The sequence below is a fragment of the Streptomyces kryoterrae genome, assembly GCF_054072135.1.
Genome location: NZ_CM133358.1, coordinates 3,340,670 through 3,366,685, shown reverse-complemented (window position 1 = coordinate 3,366,685; position 26,016 = coordinate 3,340,670). Strand labels below are relative to the sequence as shown.

Sequence of the window (26,016 nt, the reverse complement as noted above, 5' to 3'; positions counted from 1 at the left end):
GTTCACAGTCTGGCGCGGGTTGCTTCGAGCAGCCGTACGACCGAGTCGTCCGCTACGTCCGCCACCTCGGCGTAGGCGAACCAGCGCAGGTCCAGGGACTCGTCGCTGATCGCCTCCACGGCTCCTCGCGGGGCCAGGGCGGCGTACTGCACGTCCAGGTGCCAGGCACAGGGCGTGTGGTGCCGGTCCAGACGGACCGGAGTGCTCTGGAGCAGACGCAGCGAGGGGATGCCGGACTCCTCCGTGGCCTCGCGGAGCGCGGCATCGGCGAGCGTGTTGTCGCTCGGCTCGCAGTGGCCGCCCATCTGGAGCCACATCCGCATTTTCCTGTGGAGCGTGAGCAGGACCCGCTCACGCTCCGGGTCGATCACCAGAGCGCTCGCTGTGATGTGGCCGTCCCCGCAGTCTTTCCACATCCCGTCGGGGTGGCCGTCCAGATGGTCCAGGTAGACCTGACGGAGATCTTTCTGATCCTCGTACTCCTCCAGTACCCGGATCGCGTCGCCGTGGAGAGTCACTCGGAGTCGTCGTCCTTCTCCAGGTTCGGCTTCTCGGCGGAGCCGCCCGCCGCCTCGCCGAGCATCTTGTCCAGCTCGGAGAAGTCGAGCTGCTCGCGGTGCACGAAGCCGTCCGGGTCGTCCAGGTCGGAGGCCGTCGGCAGCATGTCCGGGTGGGCCCACAGGCCGTCCCGGCCGTCGACACCGCGCGCGTCCGTCAGCGACGCCCACAGCCGCGAGGCGTCGCGCAGTCGACGCGGGCGCAGCTCCAGGCCGATCAGGGTGGCGAACGTCTGCTCGGCCGGGCCGCCCGAGGCACGCCGGCGGCGCAGCGTCTCGCGCAGCGCGTCCGCGGACGTCAGACGGGGCTTCGCCGCCGCGTGCACCACCGCGTCCACCCAGCCCTCCACGAGGGCCAGCGCCGTCTCCAGACGGGCCAGGGCGACCTTCTGCTCCGGGGTGTCCTCCGGCTGGAACATGCCCTGCTGAAGCGCGTCCTGCAGCTGCTCCGGGTTCTGCGGGTCGAACTGGCCGACCACGTCCTCCAGCTTGGCGGTGTCCACCTTGATCCCGCGCGCGTAGCCGTCGACCGCGCCGAACAGGTGCGAGCGCAGCCACGGCACATGGGCGAACAGGCGCTGGTGGGCGGCCTCGCGCAGGGCGAGATACAGCCGCACCTCCTCCTGCGGTACACCCAGGTCCTTGCCGAACGCCTCGATGTTCGCCGGCAGCAGCGCGGCCCGGCCCGTCGGGCCAAGCGGCAGACCGATGTCCGTCGAACCGACGACCTCGCCCGCGAGCACCCCGACGGCCTGTCCGATCTGCGTGCCGAACATGGCGCCGCCCATGGAGCGCATCATGCCGATCAGCGGGCCCGCCATGGCCTGCATCTCCTCGGGCAGGACATCGCCCATGGCCGCGCCGACGCGCTCGGCGACCGGGTCGACCAGTTCCTTCCAGGCGGGCAGGGTCGCCTCGACCCACTCCGCGCGGCTCCACGCCACGGCGGAGCCGGCACCGGACGGCAGTGATGTCGCGTCGTCCAGCCACAGGTCCGCCAGGCGGACGGCCTCCTCGACCGCGGTGCGCTCCGAGGGACCGATGCTGGAGTCCTTGACGCCGTCGGACGTCCCCTGGGAGACCGTCTGGCGGGCGATCTGCTTGGCCATGTCCCAGTTCACCGGACCGCCCTCGTACGAGAGCATCTGGCCCAGCTGCTGGAACGCGGCACCCAGGTCGTTGGGGTTCATGGAACCGAACATGGCTGCGAGCGGATTGTCGCCTCCGGGACCACCGAAGCCGGGCAGTCCGAAACCGAACGGTCCCTGACCACCACCGCCCTGCTGGTCCTCCTGCTTGCCCTCGTCGCCGTTCTCCGGCTCCTCCGGCGGAAGGCCGAAACCGAATGGGGTGTCACTCACGGGATTCCTCGGCTGGTAAGGCCGTCGGCTCTTTCGACGGCGGCTGCCCGACAACACCACCCAGCCTAGACACCACAGCCGGTTGGGGGCTCGGTGCTTCGCCGACTCCTGGCCTGCGGCAGGATGGATGTCACCTGGTACGTACGCGTCACGCGCGTCCTTACTGAAGACAACCGCTGGAGACGCCGGTGAGTTCCCCAGATCCGCAGGTTCGCGCAGCGCGAAACCGCTCAACCAACCCAGGCGTACGCGGGCCGGTGGTCGCGGTCACCGGCGCCGCGACCGGCATCGGAGCGCTGCTCACCGAGCGGCTCGCCGCGTCCGAGGAGATCAAGCAGGTCGTCGCCATCGACGAGCGCCGCGGCGAGTGCGCGGCGGCGCAGTGGCACATCCTCGATGTACGGGATCCGGCCATCGCGGAGAAGCTGCGGGGCGCCGACGTCGTGGTCCATCTGGCCCTCGATCTGGACCTGGAGACGGACGGGGCCGCCCGTACGGCGTACAACGTGCGTGGGACACAGACCGTGTTGACGGCGGCCGCCGCGGCCGGGGTGCACCGGGTCGTGCTGTGCACGTCCGCGATGGTCTACGGGGCGCTGCCGGACAACGAACTGCCGCTCGCGGAGGACGCCGAACTGCGGGCGACCGCCGAGGCGACCGGGGTCGGTGATCTGCTGGAGATCGAGCGGCTCGCCCGGCGCGCACCGCGGGCGCATCCCGGGCTCAATGTGACGGTGGTGCGGCCCGCGGTGTTGATCGGCGGTACGGACACTGCCCTGACCAGGTATTTCGAGTCGCCTCGGCTGCTGGTCGTGGCCGGGTCGCGGCCCGCCTGGCAGTTCTGTCACGTCGAGGATCTGTGCAGTGCTCTGGAGTACGCGGTGCTGGAGAAGGTCGAGGGGGAGCTGGCCGTCGGGTGCGACGGGTGGCTGGAGCAGGAGCAGGTCGAGGAGATCAGCGGGATCCGGCGCATGGAGCTGCCGTCCGCCGTCGCTCTGGGCGCGGCTGCCCGGCTGCACCGGATCGGGCTCACGCCGTCTCCGGCCGGGGATCTGGCGTACACGATGTATCCCTGGGTGGTGAGCGGGAGCCGGCTGCATGATGCCGGGTGGCGGCCTCAGTGGAGCAACGAGGAGGTGCTCGCGGAGCTGCTCGAGGAGGTTGCCGGGCGGCATACGGTGGCTGGGCGGCGGCTTGGGCGGAAGGACGCGACTGCGGCGGGGGCCGCGGGGGCGACGGTGGCGTTGTTGGGTACGGCCGCGTTGGTGCGGCGGGCTCGGAAGGCGCGGCGGCGGATTTGAGGGGTGGGGTGCGGGTGGAGTTTTCTCGCCCCCGCCGCCCCTACCCGTCCCATCCTGAACCTGGGGGCTGCGCCCCCAGACCCCCTTCGCGCTGAACGCGCTCGTCCTCAAACGCCGGACGGGCTGGATGTGCTGGGCGTGGCACGATGAGGGGTATGGCATCCCTCAGTGATCATCCCGGTGAGCAGGCGGCTCTGGAGCCCATCAAGCTGGTTGCCGTTCGGGAGGCGCCGCTCTCCCTGGATGAGGTTTTCCGGGCTGTGGGAGACGACTCCGCCGGGGGGACCGCCCTGTTCGTGGGGACCGTGCGGAATCACGACGGTGGTGCCGACGTCGAGGCGCTCGGCTATTCGTGTCACCCCAGCGCCGAGGCCGAGATGCGGCGGGTCGCCGAGAAGGTCGTCGCCGAGTTTCCGGTGCGGGCGCTCGCCGCTGTACATCGGGTCGGGGATCTGGCCGTGGGGGACCTCGCTGTCGTGGTCGCCGTGTCCTGCCCGCACCGGGGGGAGGCCTTCGCGGCCTGCCGGAAGCTGATCGACGACCTCAAGCACGAGGTGCCCATCTGGAAGCACCAGACCTTCTCCGACGGGACCGAGGGATGGGTCGGCGCGTAGCGCCGTCGATGAGGGGTGGTGGTCGGGCGACGGGAGGGCGGGTCGGCGCCTGCTGAGCCGGGTGAGTGACCCTGCGGGTGGGCGTCTCCGGTTGCGTAACCGCCCCCCGGGCGTGAGCGTTGACACGGCGGAGGTTAATCTGCTGATCAGTCAGTTGCGGTGGCTCTTTGGGGTTGGGAGGTCGGCATGGCGGCACTCGCCTGGTTGCTGATTCCGCTTGTGGCTGCGATCGGCGCCGGTCTGTGGGGCAGTTGGGCCAACCGGACGCGCAGGACGCGCGGTGACGGTCCCGAGCTCGACGGTTACGAGCGGTTCCGCGAGGCCATGGAGAAGTCCCGTACCTGAGTCATCGGACGGGCGGCCCTGACGGTGCGCCGACAGGACCGTCCCGTACTGTCGTGCCATGCCACGCCGCACCGCGACGCTGCTCGCCTCCACCCTGATGCTGATCGCGCTCCTGTGCGCCGGAGTGTTCATCAACGTGCCGTATTCGGAGCTGTCGCCGGGGCCGACCGTGAACACTCTCGGGGACCACGGCGGCGACCCGGTGCTGCAGATCTCCGGGCGCAAGACCTACGCGACCACCGGGCATCTGAACATGACCACCGTTCGGGTCACCAGCGCCGACTACAAGATGAACCTCGTAGAGGCCGTGTTCGGGTGGCTCACGCACGACAGCAAGATCGTGCCGCACGACACGCTCTATCCGGACGGCAAGACCGAGGAGCAGTCGACCCAGGAGAACGCCGAGGAGTTCAGCCAGTCCCAGGAGAGCGCCAAGGTCGCGGCCCTGGAGCAGCTCGACGTCCCGGTGCAGTCCTGGGTGATCGTCTCCACCGTCAAGAAGGGGTCCCCGGCCGAGGGCGCGCTGCACGCCGGTGATGTCATCAAGGCTGTCGACGGTACGACGGTCAAGGAGACCACCGACGTCGCCAAGCTGGTGACCAAGCACAAGGTCGGCGAGAAGGTGGTCTTCACCATCGTGCCCGCCGCGGAGCAGGCCGCCGCCGAGAAGGCGAAGCGGACGGCCACGAAGACACAGGACGTCACCATCACGACCACCAGGTCCGACGACGCCGACGCCGAGCGCGCCATCGTCGGGATCTCCGCCGGGACCGACCACACCTTCCCCTTCACCATCGACATCAAGCTCGCCGATGTCGGAGGGCCCAGCGCGGGGCTCATGTTCGCCCTCGGCATCTACGACAAGCTGACGCCCGGGAGCCTCACCGGCGGCAAGTTCGTGGCCGGCACCGGCACCATCGACGACGACGGCAAGGTCGGCCCCATCGGGGGGATCGAGCTGAAGACCGTCGGCGCGCGGGACAAGGGGGCTCAGTACTTCCTGACGCCGGCCGACAACTGCGAGGCCGCCGCCAAGGACACCCCCGAGGGGCTCACGCTCGTCAAGGTGGGCACCATCGGCGATGCGTTGAACGCCCTCAAGGACATCCGTTCCGGCGACACCGGTGCGCTGCCGAAGTGCAGCAGCAAGTAGTAGTTGGACAGGAATGTGGGTGAGCGGTCCGTAGGGCCGCTCACCCACACCTCGTTCCTCCGCTAGTCCGCGAACGTCGCCGAGAGCGCCTCCGCCAGGCCCGGTACCAGGCCTGAGCCCGTCAGTACCTCTGTCGCCGCGTCCTTCTCTCGCAGGCGCACCGCCGAGTCGCGTGTGCCGTCGCGCAGGACCGCGACCGTCATCCGGACCTCCTGACGGTCCGGGTGCGCGGCGACCCAGGCCGCCAGCCTCTTCTCGCTCAGTCCCGCCGGAACCGACGCCTCCGCGGACGGCGGGAGCATCAGGCGCTCGACGGTGAGGGCGCAGCCGACCACCGAGTCCGGCCAGGCGATGGTGGCGAGGAACTCGTCAAGGGGTTTGCCCGCCGGGATCTCGTCCTGCTCGATCGGAGTGAGACCGGCGGTCGCCTGCTCGTCCGCCAGGCCGAGCTGGGCTGCGAGAGCGGGTTCCTGGACCCGCAGCCGGGCGGTGTCTACGAGGGCGAAGAGGCGAGCCGGCTGGTCCCAGCCGAGGCCGGAGACGTACTCGTCGATCTCGAGTACGGCCCGGGTGAGCGGGTTCGCCGCCATGGGAGTGTTGGACATGGTCACAATCCTGCCTCGTTCATGGCCCGAAGTGGGAACCGAGTAAAGCGTGAGTAAGTTGCATAGGTGAGGCCCCTACGATCAAGGGCCCTGACGGATGGTCCACGATCACGGGGGCCTGACGGACCGACAGCGACTTTTGAGGTGCCGACCTTGGCTTTCCAGATGCCGGACCGCGGCGGAGGCCCGCAGGGGCCACGGATCAGAGTGGGCCGCCCGTCCCGGCGCGTCCGGACCCTGCTCATGACGCTGGGCGTCCTTGCCGTATTCGGCATGGCGTTCATCATGTTCGCGGGCTTCTGGACGGACTGGCTCTGGTACCGCTCGGTCAACTACTCATCGGTCTTCACGACCACACTGTGGACCAAGATCGGTCTTTTCTTCTTCTTCGGTCTGCTGATGGCGACCGCGGTAGGGGTGAACATCTGGCTGGCGCACCGGCTGCGCCCGCCGCTGAGTGCCATGTCGATGGAGCAGCAGAGCCTCGACCGGTACCGCATGGGCATCGCGCCGTACAAGAAGTGGCTGCTGCTCGGTATCACCGCCCTGGTCGGCCTCATCGCGGGCGCGTCCGCGTCCGGGCAGTGGCGGACCTGGCTGATGTGGGTCAACGGCGTGTCCTTCGGACAGAAGGACCCCCAGTTCGGTCTGGACGTGTCCTTCTACGCCTTCGACCTGCCCTGGTACCGCTTCCTGATGGGCTTCGGCTTCGCGGCCACGATCCTCTCCCTGATCGCCGCCGCCCTCACCCACTATCTGTACGGCGGGCTGCGCGTCACCAGCCCGGGGGCTCGCGCCACGGCCGCGGCGACCGGCCATCTGTCCGTGCTGCTGGGTATCTTCGTCGCCCTCAAGGCGGTCGCGTACTGGCTCGACCGGTACGGCCTCGCGGTGAAGTCGAGCGACTTCAAGGCGACCGGCAACTGGACGGGTCTGCGGTACGTCGACGCCAACGCCTACCTGCCGGCCAAGACGATCCTGTTCTGCATCGCCATCATCTGCTCGCTGCTGTTCTTCGCGACCCTGTGGCGGCGCACCTGGCAACTGCCCGTCATCGGCTTCGGACTGATGGTCCTCTCGGCCATCCTCATCGGCGGGCTGTATCCGGCGATCGTGCAGAAGTTCCAGGTCCAGCCGAACGAGCAGGCGAAGGAAGCCCCGTACGTCGAGAAGAACCTGAAGGCGACGCGCGAGGCGTACGGCATCGACGGCGCCAAGGTCAGCGAGTACGCCGGCCGCAGTGACACCGAGGACAAGACCAAGCTGCGCGACGACGTCGACGCCACGGCGAGCATCCGCATCGTGGACCCGAACATCGTGTCGCCGACATTCCAGCAGCTCCAGCAGATCAGGAACTACTACGCGTTCCCGACCAACCTGGACGTCGACCGGTACAGCAAGGACGGCAAGGACCAGGACACCGTCATCGGTCTGCGAGAGCTGAACCTCAGCGGCATTCCGAAGAACAACTGGATCAACGACCACTTCCGCTACACGCACGGATTCGGCGTGGTCGCCGCCAAGGGCACCACGGGGGACGCCCAGGGCCGCCCGGTGTTCACCGAGTCCGACCTGCCGTCCACGGGTGACCTCGGGACGTACCAGCAGCGGATCTACTACGGCGAGAAGACCAGCCAGTACTCGATCGTCGGCGGTCCCCAGAAGGAGATCGACTACTCCGACGACACCGGTGAGAAGACCACCAGCTACCGGGGGAAGAGCGGAGTCAGCCTCTCCAACCCGATAAACCGTGCCGCGTACGCCGTCGCGTTCGGAGAGCCGCAGATCCTCTACTCCGGTGCCATCGGTGAGGGTTCGCGGGTGCTGTACAACCGCACGCCCAAGGAGCGCGTCGAGGCGGTGGCGCCCTGGCTGACCATCGACGGTGACGCCTACCCGGCCGTCATCGACGGTGAGATCCAGTGGATCGTCGACGCCTACACGACGACGAACGGCTATCCGTACGCCTCTCGCACCACTCTGGGGGACACGACGGCCGACTCGCTCACCGCGGGCAACAACCAGCGCGCGGTGGTGGCCCAGCAGAACCAGGTCAACTACATCCGCAACTCGGTGAAGGCGACCGTCGACGCGTACACCGGTGAGGTCAAGCTCTACCAGTGGGACACGAAGGACCCGGTCCTGAAGACCTGGATGAAGGCCTTCCCGAACACGGTCGAGCCGAAGAGCGACATCTCGGCCTCGCTGATGGCCCATCTCCGGTACCCGCAGGACCTGTTCAAGGTCCAGCGCGAGCTGCTGACCCGCTACCACGTGGCGGACGCCGAGACGTTCCTCAGCGGTTCCGAGGTGTGGCAGGTGCCGGACGACCCGAGCAACAAGTCGGGCGACGCGGTGCCGCCGTACTACCTGAGCATGAAGATGCCCGACCAGCAGGCGCAGGCGTTCTCCCTGACGACGACGTTCACGCCGAACGGCCGGGACAACCTGAGTGCCTTCATGTCCGTCAACGCCGAGGCGGGGACGAGTGATTACGGCAAAATCAGAATCCTGAAACTGCCGACGAGCGGAACCGTCAGCGGACCCAAACAGGTCCAGAGCCAGTTCAACTCCGAACAGAACATCGCCGAGACCATCAGGCTGCTGAGAGGCGGGGACTCGGAGATCGAGTACGGCAACCTGCTGACGGTGCCGCTCGACGGCGGGTTGCTGTACGTGGAGCCCGTCTACGTACGAGGCAGCGGACTCAAGTACCCGCTGTTGCGCAAGGTGTTGGTGACCTACGACGGCCAGACCGCCTTCGAGGACACGCTCGACGCCGCGCTCGACAAGGTCTTCGGGGCGGAGGGCACGACCACCGAGCCGCCGGGCGACGGCGATGGTACGACGACGCCGCCACCGTCGTCCGACAACCCGACGGTCCAAGAGGCCCTCAACGATGCCCAGAAGGCCTTCGACGACGGTCAGGCCGCTCTCAAGAAGGGCGACTGGGAGGCGTACGGCAAGGCGCAGACGGAGCTCGAAAGCGCGCTCAAGCGGGCTGAGGCGGCGCAGACCGCGGCCGACAAGAAGGCCGGCAGCGGGAGTGGTTCCTCCGGTAGTGCGAGCCCCAGCCCCAGCGGTAGTCCAAGCAGCAGTCCCAGTGGTACTTCCGCCAGTAGTTAGTGCTGGTCGGAAGCCCTGCTGAGGCTGTGTCTACTGCCCCTCCCGCGCCGTGGTACGGTTGCAACACAACGGCGCGGGGTGGAGCAGCTCGGTAGCTCGCTGGGCTCATAACCCAGAGGTCGCAGGTTCAAATCCTGTCCCCGCTACTGATCGCGAAGGCCCGGATCCTCCAAGGATCCGGGCCTTTGTGGTGTGCGAACGCATGTGCCGACCTGGTGAAGGGCCGCGCCTACCCGGGGCAGTTGAGGGTATTTGTGTTTCACTTGTCTCTCTGTGGGCAAGTCGACAAAACGCTGTAGAGACCTCACTGGCTGCGGTATACCAGGTGTACCCAGGTTGCAGGTGGTGCGACGATGGACGTTATGGGGGACAAGGCAACTCTGTTGGAGACAGGGCGATTTGTGCAGCCTTCCGACCGGGACGAAACCGGCGAGGCGGTAGAAGAGGCGCGCAGGCGGCTCGCGGCCGAGGCCGGCGACGTCGAGGCGATGAGTGTCCTCGGAGCCATGCTGCTGCGCCGTGGTGATCTCGACGGAGCCGAGCCTCTGCTGCGTGCCGCCACCGCCGCGGGTGACCGTGCCGCGGCCAACAACCTCGGCGTCCTCCTGCACCAGCGCGGGTACGCCGACGATGCCGCCGGATGGTGGCGGGTCGCGGCTGTCGCCGGCTCAGCCCCCGCCGCGCACGCACTCGGCCGCCACCACCGCGAGCGCGGCGACGAGCCGGCCGCCGAGTACTGGCTGCGCCAGTCCGCCGAGCAGGGGCACGTGCTGGGCGCGTACGCCCTCGCCGATCTGCTGGAGCACCGCGGGGAAGCGGCCACGGAGCGGTGGATGCGGGTCGCCGCCGAGCGGGGGCACCGGGAGGCCGCGTACCGGCTGGCCCGGGCGCTCGACCGCAAGGCCGCGGAGGACGTGGAGAGCGCGGGCGCCGAGGACGGTGCGGGTGACGGTGGTTGCGGGGAGGCCGAGCAGTGGTACCGGCAGGCGGCAGCTCGGGGGCATCAGCGCGCCGCGCTGCATCTCGGGGCCATTCTGGAGCGGCGCGGTGAGCTCAAGGAGGCCGGGCGCTGGTATCTGACGTCCGCCAAGGACGGCGAGGCGCGGGCCGCGTGTGCGCTCGGGTTCCTGCTGCGCGACGCGGGGGACGCCGAGAGCGCCGCCGTGTGGTGGCTGCGGGCTGCCCAGGACGGGGACGGCAACGCCGCCAACGCGCTGGGCGCGCTGCACGCCGAGCGCGGTGAGACCCAGACCGCCGAGCGCTGGTACCGGGCGGCCATGGACGCCGGGGACGTGAACGGCGCGTACAACCTCGGTCTGCTCTGCGCCGAGCAGTCGCGTACCGCGCAGGCCGAGCAGTGGTACCGCCGGGCCGCGTACGCCGGGCATCGCGAGGCCGCGAACGCGCTCGCCATTCTGCTGTTGCAGGGTGGGGACGCGGCGGGGGCCGAGCCGTGGTTCTCCAAGGCCGCCGAGGCGGGCAGTGTCGATGCCGCCTTCAACCTCGGGATCCTGTACGCCGGGCGAGGCAAGGACGTGGCCGCGCTGCGGTGGTACGAGCGGGCCGCCGGCGCCGGGCACACCGAGGCGGCGCTTCAGGTCGGGATCGCCCGGCTGCGGGAGGGCGACGAGCGGGAGGCCGAGCGGTATCTGCGGTGCGCGGCGGGCGGGGGGAGCCCCGAGGCCGCGTACCGGCTGGCCTCGGTGCTCGACGCGCGGCGTCCGCAGGCGCCCGCGCATGAACTCGGTGAGATCGCGCACGAGAAGACGGAGTGTGAGGAGTGGTACGAGCGGGCGGCTTCCCAGGGGCATCGGCGGGCGCAGGTGCGGGTGGGGATGCTGGCGTCGGCTCGTGGGGACGTGGTGGAGGCGGCCCGGTGGTACCGGGCTGCCGCTGAGGCCGGGTCCCGCAACGGGGCGTTCAATCTTGGGCTGTTGCTGGCTCGGGAGGGGAGTGAGCCCGAGGCCGCGGTGTGGTGGGCCCGGGCGGCTGAGGCCGGGCATGGGCGGGCCGCGTTGCGGTTGGCGCTGGTGTACGCGCGGCGGGGGGAGTTGGCGGAGGGGCAGCGGTGGGCCGATCTGGCGGTTTCGTTGGGGCCGGGGGAGGTCGCTGAGCGGGCGGCTCGGTTGCGGGATGCGTTGCGGGAGGAGCTTTCTGCCTGACGGGGCGGTGGGTGGGGGTGGGCGTGGCTTGGTTCGCCCCCGCCGCCCCTACCGTCCCGTCCCGTTCCCGGGGGCTGCGCCCCCAGGTCCCCGCTTCGGCCCTGAAGGGGCCTCGTCCTCAAACGCCGGACGGGCTGAAATGCGATTTGCCTTCGTGGGTGGGGCTGACGTAACGTTGTGTTTACCGACGCGGGGTGGAGCAGCTCGGTAGCTCGCTGGGCTCATAACCCAGAGGTCGCAGGTTCAAATCCTGTCCCCGCTACTTGAGGCCGAGGGCCGGAGTCCGATTCAGGACTTCGGCCCTCGGTGCGTGCTGTCGTGCCGGGGCCCAGCAGCGGATGATGTCGCGGACCGAGACGATGCCCGCAGGCTCGCCGCCGTCCAGGACGATGAGGTGGCGGAAGCCGCCGTGGGCCATCGCGTGTGCGGCCTCCTCCAGGGTCCAGGAGGGCGTGGCGAAGACGACGTCGTTGGTGGTGTGGGCGTGGGCGCGTTCCGCGTCGGGGCTCTGGCCGCGGCCGACGGAGTTGAGGATGTCGCGTTCGGTGAGGATGCCGATGCCGCCGGCGTCCGGGTCGAGGACCACCGCCGCTCCGATACGCCGCGCGGCCATCAGCGCGGCGGCCTGACGGAGTGTGTGATCGGGGCCGATGGTGAGGACCACGGTGCTCATGGCGTCACGTACGAGCATGGGGTGGAGCCACCTCCTAGAGAGTTCCCGCCCCTGTGCAGTGTCCTGTCAGCGCCGGCTTGTTCAGCGTTTCACAAGTTCACAAGTGGGGGAGAGCTTCAGAGTGGCAGGTAAAGCGACGGTCAACAAGGGGGCGTGTGCGGCTGATTCGGGGCGTGCGGGAGATCAGTAGCGCTGGTTCAGGTATCCCAGCATCTCGTCGTGCAGGTGACCGTTCGACGCCGCCGCGTCTCCGCTGTGCGGGCCCGGGCGGCCGTCGAGGCCGGTGAACGTGCCGCCCGCCTCCGTGACGATGATCGCGTTGGCCGCCATGTCCCACAGGGACAGCTCCGGCTCCGCGCAGATGTCGATCGCACCCTCGGCGACCAGCATGTACGGCCAGAAGTCGCCGTACGCGCGCGTGCGCCACACCTCGCGGGTCAGGTCGAGGAAGCCGCCCAGCACACCGCGGTCCTCCCAGCCGGTGAGCGACGAGTACGCGAACGACGCGTCCGTCATCTTCGAGACGTTCGACACGCGCAGCCGGGACGAAGAGGAGAGGCTGCGGCCGGTGAACGCGCCGTGGCCCTTCGCCGCCCACCAGCGGCGGCCCAGCGCGGGAGCGGAGACCAGGCCGACCACCGGCTGGAAGCCGCCCTCGCCCGCCTCCATCAGGGAGATCAGCGTGGCCCAGACGGGCACCCCGCGGACGTAGTTCTTGGTGCCGTCGATCGGGTCGATCACCCAGCGGCGGGGACCGGTGCCCTCGGTGCCGTACTCCTCGCCGATGATCGCGTCGCGCGGGCGGGCCCGCTGCAACTGGCCCCGCATCAAGTCCTCGGCCGATTTGTCCGCCTCGCTGACCGGCGTCATGTCCGGCTTGGTCTCGACCTTGAGGTCGAGTGCCTTGAACCGGCCCATCGTCGTGGCATCGGCAGCGTCCGCGAGGACGTGGGCAAGGCGCAGGTCATCGAGATAGTCGGGCATAGGCGAACCGTATCTTTCACGGCTGCCGCCGGGCTACAGGGGGCAACGGCCGGGATGACCCGCGGTTGTCCGGGTCCGTCGGCTTCGCTGACGCCTGTCGGCTCCGGACGGGTGCGAATGTCGATACGCGCCCCCTGGCGCTGTCGCGAACCCTTGACAGTGACCCCGTGCGCGTCAAACCTGGGGCCCAGAGCCGCTCGCCCCTGGGAGGCGAATGATGCCTGCAGCGCGGGATTCCTTGCTGGATGCCGCTTACACGGCGCTCGCGCGTCGTCCGTGGTCCACGGTGCGCATGGTCGACGTCGCGGCGACGGCCGGAGTGTCCCGGCAGACGCTGTACAACGAGTTCGGCAGCAAGGAGGGGCTCGCCCGGGCCCTGGTGCGCAGAGAGGCCGACGCCTACCTCGCGGGCGTGGAAAGGGCGTTGACCGGGCCCGCCGACCCCGGTGCCGGTGCGCGGGAGCGGCTCACCGGGGCCGCCGAGTGGACCGCGTCGGCCGCCCGCGACAACATCCTCGTACGGGCTCTGCTGACCGGCTGCTGGAGCGAGCGGCTGCCCTCGCCGACACTGTCCGCCGTGCCGTCCTCCGCCGCGGTGCCCGCGCAGCGACGGGCCGACGGGCCGCTGCCCTCGCCCGGCGACTTCGTGGCGCTCGTCCGGGACCGTGCCGTGACCGTGCTGTCCGGCGCCGGCGCTGCCAAGTCGGACGTGGCCGAGATGTCCCGTACCTGCGAACTGGCCGTCCGGCTCGCCCTGTCCTGCGTCGCCGCGCCCCCGGGGGAGGGGGGCGTCGCCGACCTCGTGCGGAGTGTGTTGCAGAGGCCGGACGGCGCTGCGGTGGGGAACTGAGCGGGTGGGGTGTCCTGTCCCGTGGGGTCAGTGCGACGAGCCCGACAGCTGTAGGCCGATCACACCGATGATCACCAGGCTGATCGAGATGATCTTCAGGACGGACACCAGGTCGTCCAGGAAGATCATTCCGTAGATCGCGGTGCCCGCCGCGCCGATGCCGGTCCACACCGCGTACGCCGGGCCAACGTCCAGCTTCTTCAGGGAGAGGGTCAGCAGGCCGAAGCTGCCGAGGGCGAAGACGCAGAACGCGACCGTCGGCCAGAGGCGGGTGAAGCCGTGGGACAGCTTCAGGCAGACGGCGAAGCCGACTTCCAGGAGTCCCGCCACAACGACCAGCAGCCACGCCATGTCCTGTCCTCCCGTGTGCCACGTCGACTGCTTCGTCTGCTGCGTCTGTTTCGTCATGCTCGGATCCGGCTCGGTGCGATTATGCACTTACCGGCCGTCGCCCCTGCCAAACAACGCGGAGGTCAGTCGCCGTCCGTCCGCTCCCTTGTCGACAGCAGCCGGCGCAGGGAGTAGAGCCGTGCCGGATCGGCGTGCCCCTTCTCCACCCACTCGTCCAGCGCGCAGTCGGGCTCGTCGTGGCTGCACGCGCGCGGGCAGCCCTCCGTACCCGGTTCCAGATCGGGGAAGGCGTGGATCACGAGGGACGGGTCGACATGGTGCAGTCCGAACGAACGTACGCCCGGGGTGTCGACCACCCAGCCCGCGTCGCCCGAGAGGGGGAGGGCCAGGGCGGAGGTGGTGGTGTGGCGGCCGCGGCCCGTCACCGCGTTGACGATTCCCGTCGAACGCCGTTGGTCGTTCGACACCAGGGCGTTGACCAGGGTCGTCTTGCCGACGCCCGAGTGACCGACGAACGCCGTGATCTTGCCGTCCAGTTGCTCGCGTACGCGGGCCACGGCGGCCCCGCTCTCCAGCTCCTGGCGGCTGGTGACGACGTACGGGATGTCCAGGGCGCCGTACAGCTCCAGGAGCTGGTCGGGCGGGGCCAGGTCCGACTTGGTCAGGACCAGGAGCGGGGTCAGGCCGCCGGCGTACGCCGCCACCAGGCAGCGGTCGATGAGGCGGGGGCGGGGTTCGGGGTCCGCCAGGGCCGTCACGATGGCCAGCTGGTCGGCGTTGGCCACGACCACCCGCTCGTAGGGGTCGTCGTCGTCCGCCGTGCGGCGCAGGAGCGAGGTGCGCGCCGCGATGCGGACGATGCGGGCCAGCGTGTCCTTCTTGCCGGAGAGGTCACCGATGACGGCCACGTGGTCGCCGACCACCGCGGCCTTGCGGCCCAGTTCGCGGGCCTTCATCGCCATGACGATCCGGCCGTCGACCAGGACGGTCAGCCGCCCCCGGTCGACGGTGAGGACCATGCCGTCGGCCGCGTCCTCGTGCTTCGGGCGGATGTTCGTACGGGGTCGGTTGCCCTTGGGGTTCGGGCGGGAACGGATGTCGTCCTCGTCGGTGTTCTTGCCGTAGCGGCGCATGATCCTGGTCCGCCCGTCAGTTCCCGAGCATTCCGGCCCACAGATCGGGAAAGTCCGGGAGGGTCTTCGCCGTCGTCGCCACGTTCTCGATCCGTACGCCCTCCACCGCCAGACCGATGATCGCGCCGGCCGTCGCCATACGGTGGTCCTCGTACGTGTGGAAGGTGCCGCCGTGCAGGGGGCGCGGGCGGATGTGCAGGCCGTCGGCCGTCTCGGTCACGTCGCCGCCGAGTTCGTTGATCTCCTTGGTCAGGGCCGCCAGGCGGTCCGTCTCGTGGAGGCGCAGATGGGCCACCCCGGTGAGGGTGGAGGGGGAGTCCGCGAGGGCCGCGACCGCCGCGATGCCCGGGGTCAGCTCGCCGACCTCGCTCAGGTCCACGTCGATGCCGTGGATCGCCCCGGAGCCGGTGAACTCCAGCCCGTACTCGGTGAGTTCGCAGGAGCCGCCCATCTCCGTGAAGATCTCGCGGAGCCGGTCGCCGGGCTGGGTGGTGCGGGCCGGCCAGTCGGGGATCGTCACCTTGCCGCCGGTCACCAGGGCCGCCGCCAGGAAGGGCTGGGCGTTGGAGAGATCCGGCTCGACGGTGAGGTCGCGGCCGAGCAGGGCGCCCGGTGTGACCCGCCAGACGTTCGGCTCGCCGCCCGACTCCGGGGTGTCCACCTGGGCGCCGACCGCGCGCAGCATGTCGACCGTCATCCGGATGTGGGGGAGCGAGGGCAGGGTCGCGCCGGTGTGGCGGACCTCGACACCCTGGTTGAAGCGCGGGGCGGAGAGGAGCAGGGCGCTCACGAACTGCGACGAGGAGGACGCGTCGATCGACACCGGGCCGCCGTCCAGGGCGCCGCCGCCGTGCACCGTCAGGGGGAGCGCGCCGCGACCGTCGTCGTCGATACGGGCGCCGAGGGCGCGCAGGCCGTCGATCACGCCGTGGAGCGGACGCTCGTACGAACGCGGGTCGCCGTCGAAGCGGATGGGGCCGTCGGCGAGGGCGGCGACCGGGGGCAGGAAGCGCATCACCGTGCCGGCGTTGCCGACGTCGACCGTGGCGGGCCCGTGCAGGCCGGAGGGGATCACACGCCAGGCCTCGCCGGAACCGTCGGGGGCCCCCGCGACGGACGAGCTCGATGACACCGTCTCCTCGATGCCGACGCCCATCGTCCGCAGGGCGCCGGCCATCAGCAGGGTGTCCCGGGACCGGAGGGGGCGGCGCAGCCAGCCGGGCTCCGAGGCGAGGGCGGCGAGGATGAGGGCGCGGTTGGTGACGGACTTGGACCCGGGCACGTGGACCGTCGCGTCGACGGCTCCGCTCGCGTGCGGGGCGGGCCAGAGGGCGGGGTCTGCGGGGTTGGGGGCCATAGGTTTACTTTAGTGGGCGGTCGTTCTTCGGGGGCTCCGCCGTTGCCGCCGGCCGCTCCCCCACTCCCGGAATCGCTCGGGCGTCATACCTCCAGCAGCCAGCGCCCCCCGCCGATCAGCGAGCACAGGCTCACCGCGTGGAACAGGAACAGCCACAGCCCCGCCGGTACGTGCGTGAGCCGCGACAACTGGTCCGCGTCCGAGTCGCCCGCTCCGCCCCTGCGGCGCTTGGCCTGGAGTTCGAAGGCCGGGCGGACCCCGCCCAGAAGCAGGAACCACACCACCGCGTACGCGAACGCCGCCTGGATCTGGGGGCCGGCGAGCCAGGACACCGCCACGAAGGTCCCGCCGGAGACGAACACCGTGAGGGCGCCGTACGCGTTGCGGATCATCACCAGCATCGCCAGCAGCAGCGCCGTGGCCAGCCACAGGAGGGCCGTGATGTGTCCGGCGGCGAGGAGCGCGGCGCCGCCGAGGCCGAGCAGCGGGGGAGCGGTGTAGCCGAAGGCGGCCGTCAGGATCATGCCCAGGCCGTGCGGCTTGCCCCGGCTGACGGTGAGGCCGCTGGTGTCGGAGTGCAGGCGGATGCCGGTGAGGGTGCGGCCGGTCAGCAGTGCCACCAGACCGTGGCCGCCCTCGTGCGCGATGGTGATCGCGTTGCGGGAGAGGCGCCACAGCGGATGCGGGACGATCACGGCGAGCGCGGCCACCATGGTCGCGATCACCACCCACAGGTCGGGGTCGGGCTGGCTGCCGAATATCTCGTCCCAGAGGCCGGCCAGCGAGGTGGATGCGGTGCTGTCCATTGTGGGCGGAGGCTCCTAGCGTCGCTTCGAATCTGGCAGTGTGGCACGTATGTGCGGTAGGTATGCAGCGAGTCGTGCGCCCGAGGATCTCGCAGGAATCTTTGAGGTCGAGAAGTGGGAGCCCGAGGAGACACTCGCCCCCGACTACAACGTGGCCCCGACCAAAGAGGTCTACGCGGTCCTCGACCGTCCTCTCAAGGACGCCGACGATCCGGATCCGGTTCGGCAGCTGCGGAAGCTGAAATGGGGGCTGGTCCCCTCCTGGGCCAAGACGCCCGAGGGCAGCGCCCGGTTGATCAACGCGCGCGCGGAGACGGTCCACGAGAAGCCCTCGTACCGTCGTGCCTTCACCACCCGGCGCTGCATCCTGCCGGCCGACGGTTACTACGAGTGGGTCACCGGGACCGGCGAGCGGGAGCTGGAGGTCGAGGGGAAGAAGAAGCGGCCGCGGAAGCAGCCGTACTTCGTGACGCCCGCCGACGGGTCGGTCTTCGCGATGGCGGGCCTGTACGAGTTCTGGCGGGACCGGACCCTGCCCGACGACCACCCGCTGGCCTGGTGGGTGACCTGCTCGGTCATCACCACCGAGGCCGAGACCACCCCGCTCGCCGGCGCCCCCGCCGAGGGGCCGGGCGCCCTGGCCGACATCCATCCCCGGATGCCCCTGATGCTCACCCCGGACCACTGGGACGCCTGGCTCGACCCGGCCCGCACCGACGTGGACGACCTGCGCGGGCTGCTCGCGCCGCCGCCCACCGGGATGCTGCGCGCCTACCCCGTCTCCACGGCCGTCAGCAACGTCCGCAACAACGGACCGGAGCTGCTGACCGAGCTGGAGGGGCCCGAGGAGGGCACACTCTTCTGACGTGAGCACCCAGAACACCACCGTGACCGTCGAGACGGTCGAGACCGACGCGGGCACCGCCCGCATCACCTGGCGTCCGGCCGCGAAGGCCGGGCTCGTCCTCGCCGTCGGTCATGGCGCCGGCGGGGGCATCGAGGCGCGGGATCTCCAGGCGCTCGCCGGGGAGCTGCCCGCGCACGGCGTCACCGTGGCGCTCGTCGAGCAGCCCTGGCGGGTGGCCGGGAAGAAGGTGGCGCCCGCGCCGAAGACGCTGGACGTGGGGTGGCGGGGGATCTGGCCCGCACTCGCCAGGCCCGGGCTGCCGGTGATCGCGGGCGGGCGCAGCGCCGGGGCCCGCGTGGCCTGTCGTACGGCCGGGGAACTGGGCGCCGTGGCCGTGCTCGCGCTCTCCTTCCCGCTGCATCCGCCCGGCAGGCCCGAGAAGTCGCGGGCCGCCGAACTGCTCGGGGCCGGGGTGCCCGTCCTCGTTGTCCAGGGAGGCAACGATCCGTTCGGGAAGCCGGCCGAGTTCCCGCCGGGCGAGCACGCGTTGGTGGAGGTTCCCTACGGCGATCATGGTTTCGCCGTGCCCAAACGGGCACCCATGGGGCAGGAGGAGGCGCTGGCGGTGATCACCGGGCGGGTCGTGGAGTGGATCGCGTCACTCGGGTGAGGGCCGGGAATGCCGGGCGGCGGACCACTGTTGTGCGGATCAGACACCACGAGCGTGGGGTGACCGTTCGTACGAGAGGAAGTCCGCCGCATGGGTTCGACCATCTGCCCGAATCGCCGCAGCAGCGCTGACCTGGACTGGACGGTGCTGCACGCGACGAAGACCGCCCCTATTCGGGCGGCGGGCGGACACGATGTTCGTCTATCCTCCGATTCGAGTGGGATCGGTTTCGGTCTCACCACGGCACTGGAGGAGGTGGGTCCGGTCACTGGGACCGACGCAGGGACCGAACACGGCCAGGCGGAGCAGCCCGAGGGTCCGGGCAGGAGTGAGTCGACCGCCGAGCGCAGCGCGCGCTTCGAGCGGGACGCACTCGAATTCCTCGACCAGATGTACTCCGCCGCGCTGCGCATGACACGCAACCCGGCCGACGCCGAGGACCTGGTGCAGGAGACGTACGCGAAGGCGTACGCGTCCTTCCACCAGTTCCGTGAGGGCACCAACCTCAAGGCGTGGCTGTACCGGATTCTCACGAACACCTTCATCAACTCGTACCGCAAGAAGCAGCGCGAACCCCAGCGCAGCGCCGCCGAGGAGATCGAGGACTGGCAGCTCGCGCGTGCCGAGTCGCACATGTCGACCGGTCTGCGCTCCGCCGAGTCGCAGGCGCTCGACCACCTGCCCGACTCGGACGTGAAGGAAGCGCTGCAGGCGATCCCGGAGGAATTCCGGATCGCGGTGTATCTCGCGGACGTAGAGGGCTTTGCGTACAAGGAGATCGCGGACATCATGGGGACACCCATCGGTACGGTGATGTCCCGGCTGCACCGCGGTCGCCGTCAGCTGCGCGGCATGCTGGAGGACTACGCCCGTGACCGTGGCCTGGTCCCGGCCGGTGCCGGAGAGTCGAACGAAGCGAAAGGCTCGGGCTCATGAGCTGCGGAGAGCCGCACGAGACGGACTGCAGTGAAGTACTCGATCATCTCTACGAGTTCCTCGACCGGGAGATGCCGGACTCGGACTGCACCAAGTTCGAGGTCCACTTCGAGGAGTGCTCTCCGTGCCTGGAGAAGTACGGGCTCGAACAGGCCGTGAAGAAGCTCGTCAAGCGCTGCTGCGGTCAGGACGACGTGCCGACCGACCTGCGCGCCAAGGTCATGGGACGGCTCGACATGATCCGCTCCGGGCAGGCCGTGCCCGATCACGACGTGACTGCCGAGAGCTGACAGCTGACACCGCCGGACGTCGTCGGCCCCGCCAAGGCGGGGCCGATCTCGTTTTTCCAGCCTGTTCCCGTACCTGGGACCTCAGACGTCCAGGCCGTTCTCGATCCTCTTCAGACTGTGGCGGGCCAGCGCCAGGTTGCTGCGCGACCGGTCGAGCGCGATGTACAGGAAGAGCGCGCCCTTGCTGCTGGCCAGCGGGCGGATCAGGTGGTACTGCCTGCCCAGCGTGATGAGGATGTCCTCGATGCTGTCGTTCATGTCCAGCGAGGCCAGCGTACGCATCTTCGCCCGTACGACCTCGGTGTTGCCCGCCGCCGCGAGCTCCAGGTCCAGGCCCGGGCCGCCGCCGAGCGTGCCGAGCGACATACCGCTGTCGTAGTCGACGAGCGCCACTCCGAGCGCCCCGTCCACGGTCATGGCTTCCTTGAGCGCTGTCTCGATGTTCATTCTGGTGCCCCAATTCCTCAGTGATGCTGACCGGTCGCAGTCCGTGCAACTACGATCGAACTCAAACGACCTGCGGGTCGTAAAACATCAACTTTGGTGTGCGTTACGAAAGTTGCGCTCAAAGTACTGTGCAGCGGTCGTACGCGAAGGGGGAATGGCGAAATGTCGACGGCAATTGAGGCTTCGCTGGCCCGGTTCCTCGACTCCCCCGGCGTCACCGGTGTCGCCCTCGTCGACGCCGTCACCGGTCTCACCTACGGAGTGGCGGGAGACACCGCCGAGGCCGGGGACGGCCCGGAGAGCTCCGAGTTCGCCGCCCTCGTCGCCGAACGGCTGGGCCGGGCGGGTGCCGAGGGCGAGCTGGAGAGCGTCGTCACGACCAGCGTGCGACGTCACCAGGTGCTGGTCATGGTGGGCCGCCCGGCCGGCGATCCGCTGCTGCTGACGGCCGGACTCGACCGGGAGCGGTCCAACCTCGCACTCGCCGCGCGCAGCATGGGCGACCTGGCCGGCGAGGTGCTGGCATGACGGGCCCGACCGGTACAGCAGCCGCCCCCACCCGTACGACCCGTACGAGAGTGCGGGTGAGCGCATGAACGCGTCCGCCGCCCGCAATCTGCCCGCGCTGCTCCTGGCGCTGCGCGAGGAGGGGTTCAGCGGCACGGTACGCGTCGCGGGCACCCCGGGCGGCACGCTCCACCTGCGCGCCGGCCTGTTGGGCGCGATCGAGACACCGGGCGCGCCGACCACCACCTCGGCGCTGCTGACCTCGGGCCGGATCGGCGACGAGGACTGGCTCGCCGCGTGCGCCGCACAGCGCGATGCGGACCTGCTCGGTGAACGCCTGGTCGCCGACGGGCTGGTCGGCGCCGCCGAGCTCGAAGTCGTCTGTACGGCCGCCGTGTTCGACGCGGCCTTCGCCCTGTCGCTCGGCGCGCCGGGCAAGTGGGAGCTGAGCGACCCGGAGCCGGCACTCCTCGCCCGACCGGGCGTGGAGCCACGGCAGCTCACCGACGAGACGACGCGGCGCATCGCACTGCTCGTCCGCCTCTGGGGACCCCCGGGCGAACTGGCCCGGGTGCGTCCCGTACCCGGTGTGGGGGTTGTGGAGGGGCCGCTGTCCAGTCGGCACGAGGACATCCTGAACCAGGTCAACGGGCGCCGTACGGCCCGGGACATCGCCTTCGCGCTGGGGCGGGGGCTGTACGCCGTGATGCTGGACCTGATCCGCATGCAGACGCTCGGGTTCCTCCGGTGGGAGACCCCGACCGTCCCCGGCGACCGGCCCAGCACGGCGCCGCGTGTCACCCCTGGCCGTACGCCGGCCGCCGGCCCGCCGCCGGTGCCGTCGAGAACCGAGCCGCTGCCGAGGCGTATGCCCCGTGGCGGAGAGAAAGGGGGGAAGTGAGTGCGGACGATGGAAGAGATGGCCCAAGCACCGACCGAAGTGCTGACAGAGGCACCGACCGAAGCGCTGACGGAAACAACGAGGGACGCGACGAGGGCAACGCGGACCACGACGACCCGGGTGTGAGCGAGCCCCCGCTGCCCGTACGGAAGCCGCTTCCCGTACGGGGTGCGGCGAACCCTGCCCTGCTGGGCCCCTCGGCCGAAGAACTGGCCGCCGACCAACCCTCTGTCGAGACGCTGCGGCAGGTCCGCCGTGCGTTGCGTGCTCTTCCTGAGCCCGACTGACCGCAAGGAGTACGTCCCATGGGTCCCCAGAGCCCTCCGAGCCCTCTCAGCGACAATCCCCAGCCTCCCCGATCTCCCCAGTCCTCGCAGCTGACCGACATCCTGATCTCGTTGCGGGACCGGGTGATGGGAGTCTCCGAGAGCGTTCTGTCCACGGTGGACGGCCTGCTCGTCGTGGCCGACGCGGACACCGTGCATCCCGAGTCGGTGGCGGCGCTCGCCGCCGCGACGCTCGGGGTGAGCCGTCGTATCGCCGAGCAGGCGAAGATCGGCGCCCTGCGCGAGGTGGTCGCCCGGTGCGGCTCCGGGCATGTCATCGTGCTGGCGGTCGGCGAACGCGCGCTGCTGACCGTCATGGGCGACGACGGGCTCGACATCGCCGCGTTCCAGCGCGAGTCCCCGGCCACGATCGAGGAGTTGACCAAGGTGCTGGCGGCGGATGTGGCGTACTGAACCGATGTGCTGAGCCAATGTATTGAGCCGATTTGTCGGCGGCTCACTCGAACGGGCTAATCTGCGGCTCCTGGGCCTGAGATTGGGCCAATGCCTCCGTACGGTCGCCCCCCGTCGCCCTATCCTCCATGTCCCGGAGCCTGATCGGGCTTGTGCCGAACGTCAGCCCGGCCGGTGCCGGTCCGGGACACGGGGGAGGGAGCGCCATGCGGTCGATCACGCCGTGGGCGCGTGTCTACGTCATCGCCGTCGCCGTGGGGGCCGTTCTCTGCGCGGCGCCCGTCCGGTTCGCGCATGCCCCCTGGGGCGCCGTGGCGCTGTTCACCGCGCTGTGCGCCGCGTGCGAGCAGCTGGCGGTCGGCCGGTTCGGCGGGGGCCGGGGGTACGAGGGTCCGGGCGCCGCCGGTCCCGGGGGCGCCGGCGGCGGGCCGCCCCGGTGGCACACGCCCGTCCTGCTCGCCGCTGCCTTCCTGCTGCCGCCCGCCGCTGCCGCCCTGGTGCCGCTGCCGGGCGCGCTGCTGGTGCGGGGCGGTGAACGGACGCCCTGGCCGCGCCGGCTCTGGCGGGCCGGACAGCTCGGGATCGGCGCCTGGACGGCTTCGCGGGTGCACTGGTCGCTCGGCGGACCGGACGCGGTCGTCTCCTCCTGCTTTCCCTACGCGCTGGTCTCCGCCGGGGTGGCCGTGGTCGCGTTCTGCCTGATCCTGGCCCTGCTCGACGGAGGCATCCTGGCGCTCGCCGAGCGGGTGCCGGTGCGGCTGGCCTGGCGGGGGCTGTTCGTACGGTCCCTGGTGCCGGTCGGGGTGCACGGGCTCGCCGGGCTGATGATGGCCGTCCTGTGGCGCGGCCCGTACGGGCCCGTCGCCGCGCTGCTCGTGCTGCTGCCGATGTGGGTGTCGTGGTGGGTGTTCGCGCAGTACCACCGGGAGCGGGCGGCGCACCAGGCGACGATCAGGGCGCTCGTGCAGGCCGTCGACATCAAGGACGGGTACACGCGCGGGCACAGCGAGCGGGTCGGACAGGCGTCGATGATGATCGCGCGGGAACTGGGCATGGACGACGAGCGGGTGGAAGTCCTGCGGTTCGCCGGGATCCTGCACGACGTGGGCAAGCTGGGCGTTCCCACCCGGCTGCTGCGGAAGGACGGGCCGCTGACTCCGGAGGAGCGGCGTGTGATCGAGCTGCACCCGGAGTACGGGCACGAGATGGTCCGGGGGATCGGCTTCCTCGGGGAGGCCCGGTCGGCGATCCTGCACCATCACGAGCGGCTGGACGGGAGCGGGTACCCCTACGGGCTTGTCGGCAGCCAGATCCCGGAGTTCGCGCGTGTGGTCGCCGTCGCGGACGCGTTCGACGCGATGACGTCGACCCGGTCGTACAGCCGGGCCCGGCCTGTGCGGGTTGCTTTGGCGGAGCTGGAGAGGTGCGCGGGGACGCAGTTCGATCCGGTGATGGTGGGGGCGTTGGCGCGGGCGCTTGGGCGGCGGGGTGGGTGGCATCCGGCGGTCACAGCTGACGGGGTCCAGTCCCGTCGTGATTACCCACCCACTCCACCCGTTTCCAGTCGGACACCAACGTGCCCCGACCTCGATCCCGACCCCGGCTCCATTTCTGACCCCGGCTCCGGATCCGTGCCTGTTCCCGTTCCCGGCTTCGATCCTCGTTCCGGCTCCGACTCCGTTCCTGTTCCCGGCATCGGTCCTCGTTCCGGCTCCGACTCCGTTCCTGTTCCCGTTCCCGGCATCGGTCCTCGCTCCGGTTCCGGTCCTCGCTCCGGTTCCGGTCCCCGCTCCGGTTCCGGTCCCCGCCCCGGTTCCGGTCCCTTTCCCCGCTCTCGCTCCGGATCCGTTCCCGGTTCCGGCCCCGTTCCCGGCTCCGATCCCCGCCCCGGTCCCGGGCAGGTTCGTGGTGAGGGTGGGGTGACATGAGAAGCCTGGTTCATCTCACCGGCGCTCTCCTCGCCTTTCTCTCCCTCGCCCACACCCTCTGGTCCGGTCTCGACGGGCGGGCTGTCGCGGTCTCCTTCGGGTTGCTTGTCGCGCTCGGGGAGCTGACCCGGTGGAGTGGGCCCGAGGCGCGGGAGGCGGCGCCGCTCGCCGCCGCCGGGGCGCTGTCGTACGCGCTGCTCGGTGAGGACGCGGGGCGGGCCACGCACCACGGCGCCCTCCAGGTCGTCGCCGTCGTCGTCGCGGCCACTCTCGTCGGCTGCGTACCGCACGTCGCGCGCGGACAGGGGCCGACCGCCGATCATCTCGCCCGCCGGGTGCTCACCGCCGGGTTCGCCGCCGTCTGCTTCCAACCCCTCTACAACCAGGGCGTGTTCGAGGCCTGGGGCGGCCCCGCGTACGTCCTGCTGCTTGTCGCGCTGCTGGTGCTCACCGCGCTCTGCGACGCCGTACTCGCCGCCGCGCTCGCCCACTCGCGCACCGGCTGGCCCTTCGGTCCGCTGCTGCGGGACGAGCTGCGGGCCACGCTGGGGATCGGGACCGCCGTGTGCGCCACCGGGGTGGTCATGGCGCTCGCCGTCGCCGTCGTCGGGCTCTGGGCGCTGCCCGTCTTCTCGCTGCCGCTGCTCCTCACGCAGCTCGCCTTCCGGCGGTACGCGGCCGTGCGGGCCACCTATCGGCAGACGATCGCCTCGCTGGCCCGCGCCACCGAGATCGCCGGGTACACGCCGGCCGGGCACGCCCGTCGCGTCGCGGCGCTCAGCCGGGCGGTGGGGCGGGAGCTGGGGCTGTCCGAGCCGGAGCTGACCGTGCTGGAGTACGCGGCCCTCATGCACGACATCGGGCAGCTCAGCCTCGTCGACCCGGTACCGGCCGGGGCCACGGCCGGACTCCCCCTGGCCGAACAGCGCCGGATCGCGCTGCTCGGCGGGGCCGTCGTACGGCAGACGGGGGTGGCCGCGGCGGTCGCCGTGGTCGTGGAGCGGCAGGCCGATCCGTACCGGGAACAGCCCGTCTCCGCGCGCATCGTGCGGGCCGTCAACGCGTACGAGGAGAAGGTGCGCGACGCGGGAGCGGGCGGGCCGCTGCGGGCGCTGGAGGAGCTGCGGCTCGGCACCGGCCGGGACTTTCAGCCCGAGGTGGTGGAGTCCCTCGCCCGGGTACTCGCCAGGAATGGCGGAGTCGTCCGGGAGCGCATCGGTTGAAGATGGTGGTGGGAGAGGGGCGGACGGTCTTACGCTGCCCTCGGTTGGGTAACCCATGGGTAATGAGCGCCCCTCCAGCGGTCCGTGGTTGGATGCGAGGGAGAGGCTGTACGGGGGCAGAAGCCGGCCCACTCCACGGCACTGGCAGG

General features: G+C 70.4%; 26 protein-coding genes, 2 tRNA genes and 2 pseudogenes. 20 read left to right on the top strand and 10 right to left on the bottom strand.

The window, feature by feature from the left end:
• Window positions 1-2: 2 nt before the first annotated feature.
• Together ACW4TU_RS14140 and ACW4TU_RS14135 are read right to left on the bottom strand one after the other, a co-directional pair.
• Entirely contained in the window at window positions 3-518 is a 516-nt protein-coding gene (locus ACW4TU_RS14140) for an NUDIX hydrolase (RefSeq protein ID WP_457428126.1), read from the bottom strand.
• On the bottom strand, window positions 515-1,918 hold the full coding sequence (locus tag ACW4TU_RS14135) for a zinc-dependent metalloprotease (protein WP_457428124.1): 1,404 nt from the start codon (window positions 1,916-1,918) through the stop codon (window positions 515-517). Before ACW4TU_RS14135 ends, ACW4TU_RS14140 begins: the two co-directional genes overlap by 4 nt.
• Before the next feature lie 188 nt (window positions 1,919-2,106).
• Between ACW4TU_RS14135 and ACW4TU_RS14130 the strand changes: the two genes are divergently transcribed.
• The 5 genes and pseudogenes from ACW4TU_RS14130 (at window position 2,107) to ACW4TU_RS14110 (ending at window position 5,331) form a co-directional block, all read left to right on the top strand.
• The gene (locus tag ACW4TU_RS14130; protein WP_457428122.1) at window positions 2,107-3,219 is read left to right on the top strand and encodes an SDR family oxidoreductase; all 1,113 of its coding nucleotides are present in this window, start codon (window positions 2,107-2,109) and stop codon (window positions 3,217-3,219) included.
• Window positions 3,191-3,345, top strand: a pseudogene (locus ACW4TU_RS14125) (cobyrinate a,c-diamide synthase); the annotation flags it as partial. The gene ACW4TU_RS14130 and the pseudogene ACW4TU_RS14125, both read left to right, overlap by 29 nt.
• 29 nt (window positions 3,346-3,374) lie before the next feature.
• The gene (locus tag ACW4TU_RS14120) at window positions 3,375-3,833 is read left to right on the top strand and encodes a molybdenum cofactor biosynthesis protein MoaE (protein WP_457428120.1); all 459 of its coding nucleotides are present in this window, start codon (window positions 3,375-3,377) and stop codon (window positions 3,831-3,833) included.
• A 186-nt stretch (window positions 3,834-4,019) separates the two neighbouring features.
• Window positions 4,020-4,178, top strand: a complete 159-nt coding sequence (locus ACW4TU_RS14115; RefSeq protein ID WP_006379628.1) for a hypothetical protein — start codon at window positions 4,020-4,022, stop codon at window positions 4,176-4,178.
• 58 nt (window positions 4,179-4,236) lie between these two features.
• A complete protein-coding gene (locus ACW4TU_RS14110) occupies window positions 4,237-5,331 on the top strand; it encodes a YlbL family protein (RefSeq protein WP_457428118.1) in 1,095 nt (364 codons plus the stop codon).
• Window positions 5,332-5,393: 62 nt separating this feature from the next.
• Here ACW4TU_RS14110 and ACW4TU_RS14105 read toward each other — a convergent pair whose 3' ends face one another.
• Window positions 5,394-5,936, bottom strand: a complete 543-nt coding sequence (locus ACW4TU_RS14105; RefSeq protein ID WP_457428116.1) for a PPA1309 family protein — start codon at window positions 5,934-5,936, stop codon at window positions 5,394-5,396.
• 165 nt (window positions 5,937-6,101) lie between these two features.
• On the opposite strand from ACW4TU_RS14105, the gene ACW4TU_RS14100 reads away from it, so the two are divergent.
• The 4 genes from ACW4TU_RS14100 (at window position 6,102) to ACW4TU_RS14085 (ending at window position 11,486) form a co-directional block, all read left to right on the top strand.
• Window positions 6,102-9,062: a UPF0182 family membrane protein gene (locus tag ACW4TU_RS14100; protein WP_457430088.1), complete on the top strand. Its 2,961-nt coding sequence runs from the start codon at window positions 6,102-6,104 to the stop codon at window positions 9,060-9,062.
• Between the two features lie 72 nt (window positions 9,063-9,134).
• Window positions 9,135-9,208, top strand: a tRNA-Met gene (locus ACW4TU_RS14095).
• Window positions 9,209-9,415: 207 nt separating this feature from the next.
• A complete protein-coding gene (locus ACW4TU_RS14090) occupies window positions 9,416-11,224 on the top strand; it encodes a tetratricopeptide repeat protein (protein ID WP_457428114.1) in 1,809 nt (602 codons plus the stop codon).
• A gap of 188 nt (window positions 11,225-11,412) precedes the next feature.
• Window positions 11,413-11,486: transfer RNA gene (locus ACW4TU_RS14085), tRNA-Met, on the top strand.
• Here the strand turns inward: ACW4TU_RS14085 and ACW4TU_RS14080 are convergent.
• Window positions 11,484-11,915 (bottom strand): CBS domain-containing protein, encoded by a 432-nt coding sequence (locus tag ACW4TU_RS14080; protein WP_457428112.1) that lies wholly within the window; start codon window positions 11,913-11,915, stop codon window positions 11,484-11,486. The genes ACW4TU_RS14085 and ACW4TU_RS14080 overlap by 3 nt on opposite strands.
• 165 nt (window positions 11,916-12,080) lie before the next feature.
• Window positions 12,081-12,881 (bottom strand): histidinol-phosphatase, encoded by an 801-nt coding sequence (gene hisN / locus ACW4TU_RS14075; RefSeq protein WP_457428110.1) that lies wholly within the window; start codon window positions 12,879-12,881, stop codon window positions 12,081-12,083.
• 217 nt (window positions 12,882-13,098) lie between these two features.
• Between hisN and ACW4TU_RS14070 the strand changes: the two genes are divergently transcribed.
• On the top strand, window positions 13,099-13,731 hold the full coding sequence (locus ACW4TU_RS14070) for a TetR/AcrR family transcriptional regulator (RefSeq protein ID WP_457430087.1): 633 nt from the start codon (window positions 13,099-13,101) through the stop codon (window positions 13,729-13,731).
• A 27-nt stretch (window positions 13,732-13,758) separates the two neighbouring features.
• Here the strand turns inward: ACW4TU_RS14070 and ACW4TU_RS14065 are convergent, their stop codons facing one another.
• The 4 genes from ACW4TU_RS14065 to ACW4TU_RS14050 form a co-directional block, all read right to left on the bottom strand.
• A complete protein-coding gene (locus ACW4TU_RS14065) occupies window positions 13,759-14,082 on the bottom strand; it encodes a DMT family transporter (RefSeq protein ID WP_457430085.1) in 324 nt (107 codons plus the stop codon).
• A gap of 122 nt (window positions 14,083-14,204) precedes the next feature.
• Window positions 14,205-15,215 (bottom strand): ribosome small subunit-dependent GTPase A, encoded by a 1,011-nt coding sequence (gene rsgA / locus ACW4TU_RS14060; protein WP_457428108.1) that lies wholly within the window; start codon window positions 15,213-15,215, stop codon window positions 14,205-14,207.
• Window positions 15,216-15,231: 16 nt separating this feature from the next.
• A complete protein-coding gene (gene aroA, locus ACW4TU_RS14055; protein WP_457428107.1) occupies window positions 15,232-16,572 on the bottom strand; it encodes a 3-phosphoshikimate 1-carboxyvinyltransferase in 1,341 nt (446 codons plus the stop codon).
• 83 nt (window positions 16,573-16,655) lie between these two features.
• Window positions 16,656-17,378: a M50 family metallopeptidase gene (locus ACW4TU_RS14050; RefSeq protein WP_457428105.1), complete on the bottom strand. Its 723-nt coding sequence runs from the start codon at window positions 17,376-17,378 to the stop codon at window positions 16,656-16,658.
• Window positions 17,379-17,427: 49 nt separating this feature from the next.
• On the opposite strand from ACW4TU_RS14050, the gene ACW4TU_RS14045 reads away from it, so the two are divergent.
• From ACW4TU_RS14045 to rsrA, 4 genes are all read left to right on the top strand, one after another.
• On the top strand, window positions 17,428-18,243 hold the full coding sequence (locus ACW4TU_RS14045; RefSeq protein ID WP_457428103.1) for an SOS response-associated peptidase: 816 nt from the start codon (window positions 17,428-17,430) through the stop codon (window positions 18,241-18,243).
• 1 nt (window position 18,244) lies between these two features.
• Window positions 18,245-18,895: an alpha/beta hydrolase family protein gene (locus tag ACW4TU_RS14040; RefSeq protein WP_457428101.1), complete on the top strand. Its 651-nt coding sequence runs from the start codon at window positions 18,245-18,247 to the stop codon at window positions 18,893-18,895.
• Between the two features lie 255 nt (window positions 18,896-19,150).
• Entirely contained in the window at window positions 19,151-19,831 is a 681-nt protein-coding gene (gene sigR, locus ACW4TU_RS14035; RefSeq protein ID WP_055524911.1) for an RNA polymerase sigma factor SigR, read from the top strand.
• A complete protein-coding gene (gene rsrA / locus ACW4TU_RS14030; RefSeq protein ID WP_457428099.1) occupies window positions 19,828-20,121 on the top strand; it encodes a mycothiol system anti-sigma-R factor in 294 nt (97 codons plus the stop codon). Before sigR ends, rsrA begins: the two co-directional genes overlap by 4 nt.
• An 81-nt stretch (window positions 20,122-20,202) precedes the next feature.
• Here rsrA and ACW4TU_RS14025 read toward each other — a convergent pair whose 3' ends face one another.
• On the bottom strand, window positions 20,203-20,568 hold the full coding sequence (locus ACW4TU_RS14025) for a hypothetical protein (protein ID WP_189146998.1): 366 nt from the start codon (window positions 20,566-20,568) through the stop codon (window positions 20,203-20,205).
• Window positions 20,569-20,730: 162 nt separating this feature from the next.
• On the opposite strand from ACW4TU_RS14025, the gene ACW4TU_RS14020 reads away from it, so the two are divergent.
• The 6 genes and pseudogenes from ACW4TU_RS14020 (at window position 20,731) to ACW4TU_RS13995 (ending at window position 25,867) form a co-directional block, all read left to right on the top strand.
• Window positions 20,731-21,096, top strand: a complete 366-nt coding sequence (locus ACW4TU_RS14020) for a hypothetical protein (RefSeq protein WP_457428097.1) — start codon at window positions 20,731-20,733, stop codon at window positions 21,094-21,096.
• Window positions 21,097-21,160: 64 nt separating this feature from the next.
• On the top strand, window positions 21,161-21,976 hold the full coding sequence (locus ACW4TU_RS14015) for a hypothetical protein (RefSeq protein WP_457428095.1): 816 nt from the start codon (window positions 21,161-21,163) through the stop codon (window positions 21,974-21,976).
• Between the two features lie 122 nt (window positions 21,977-22,098).
• Complete coding sequence (locus ACW4TU_RS14010; RefSeq protein ID WP_457428093.1) at window positions 22,099-22,263, top strand: hypothetical protein; 165 nt, start codon at window positions 22,099-22,101, stop codon at window positions 22,261-22,263.
• Between the two features lie 18 nt (window positions 22,264-22,281).
• Window positions 22,282-22,716, top strand: a complete 435-nt coding sequence (locus ACW4TU_RS14005; RefSeq protein ID WP_457428091.1) for a roadblock/LC7 domain-containing protein — start codon at window positions 22,282-22,284, stop codon at window positions 22,714-22,716.
• Window positions 22,717-22,922: 206 nt separating this feature from the next.
• Window positions 22,923-24,281: pseudogene (locus tag ACW4TU_RS14000) on the top strand (HD-GYP domain-containing protein); the annotation flags it as partial.
• 359 nt (window positions 24,282-24,640) lie between these two features.
• Window positions 24,641-25,867, top strand: coding sequence for an HD-GYP domain-containing protein (locus ACW4TU_RS13995; protein ID WP_457428089.1), 1,227 nt, complete (start codon window positions 24,641-24,643; stop codon window positions 25,865-25,867).
• Window positions 25,868-26,016: the final 149 nt, after the last annotated feature.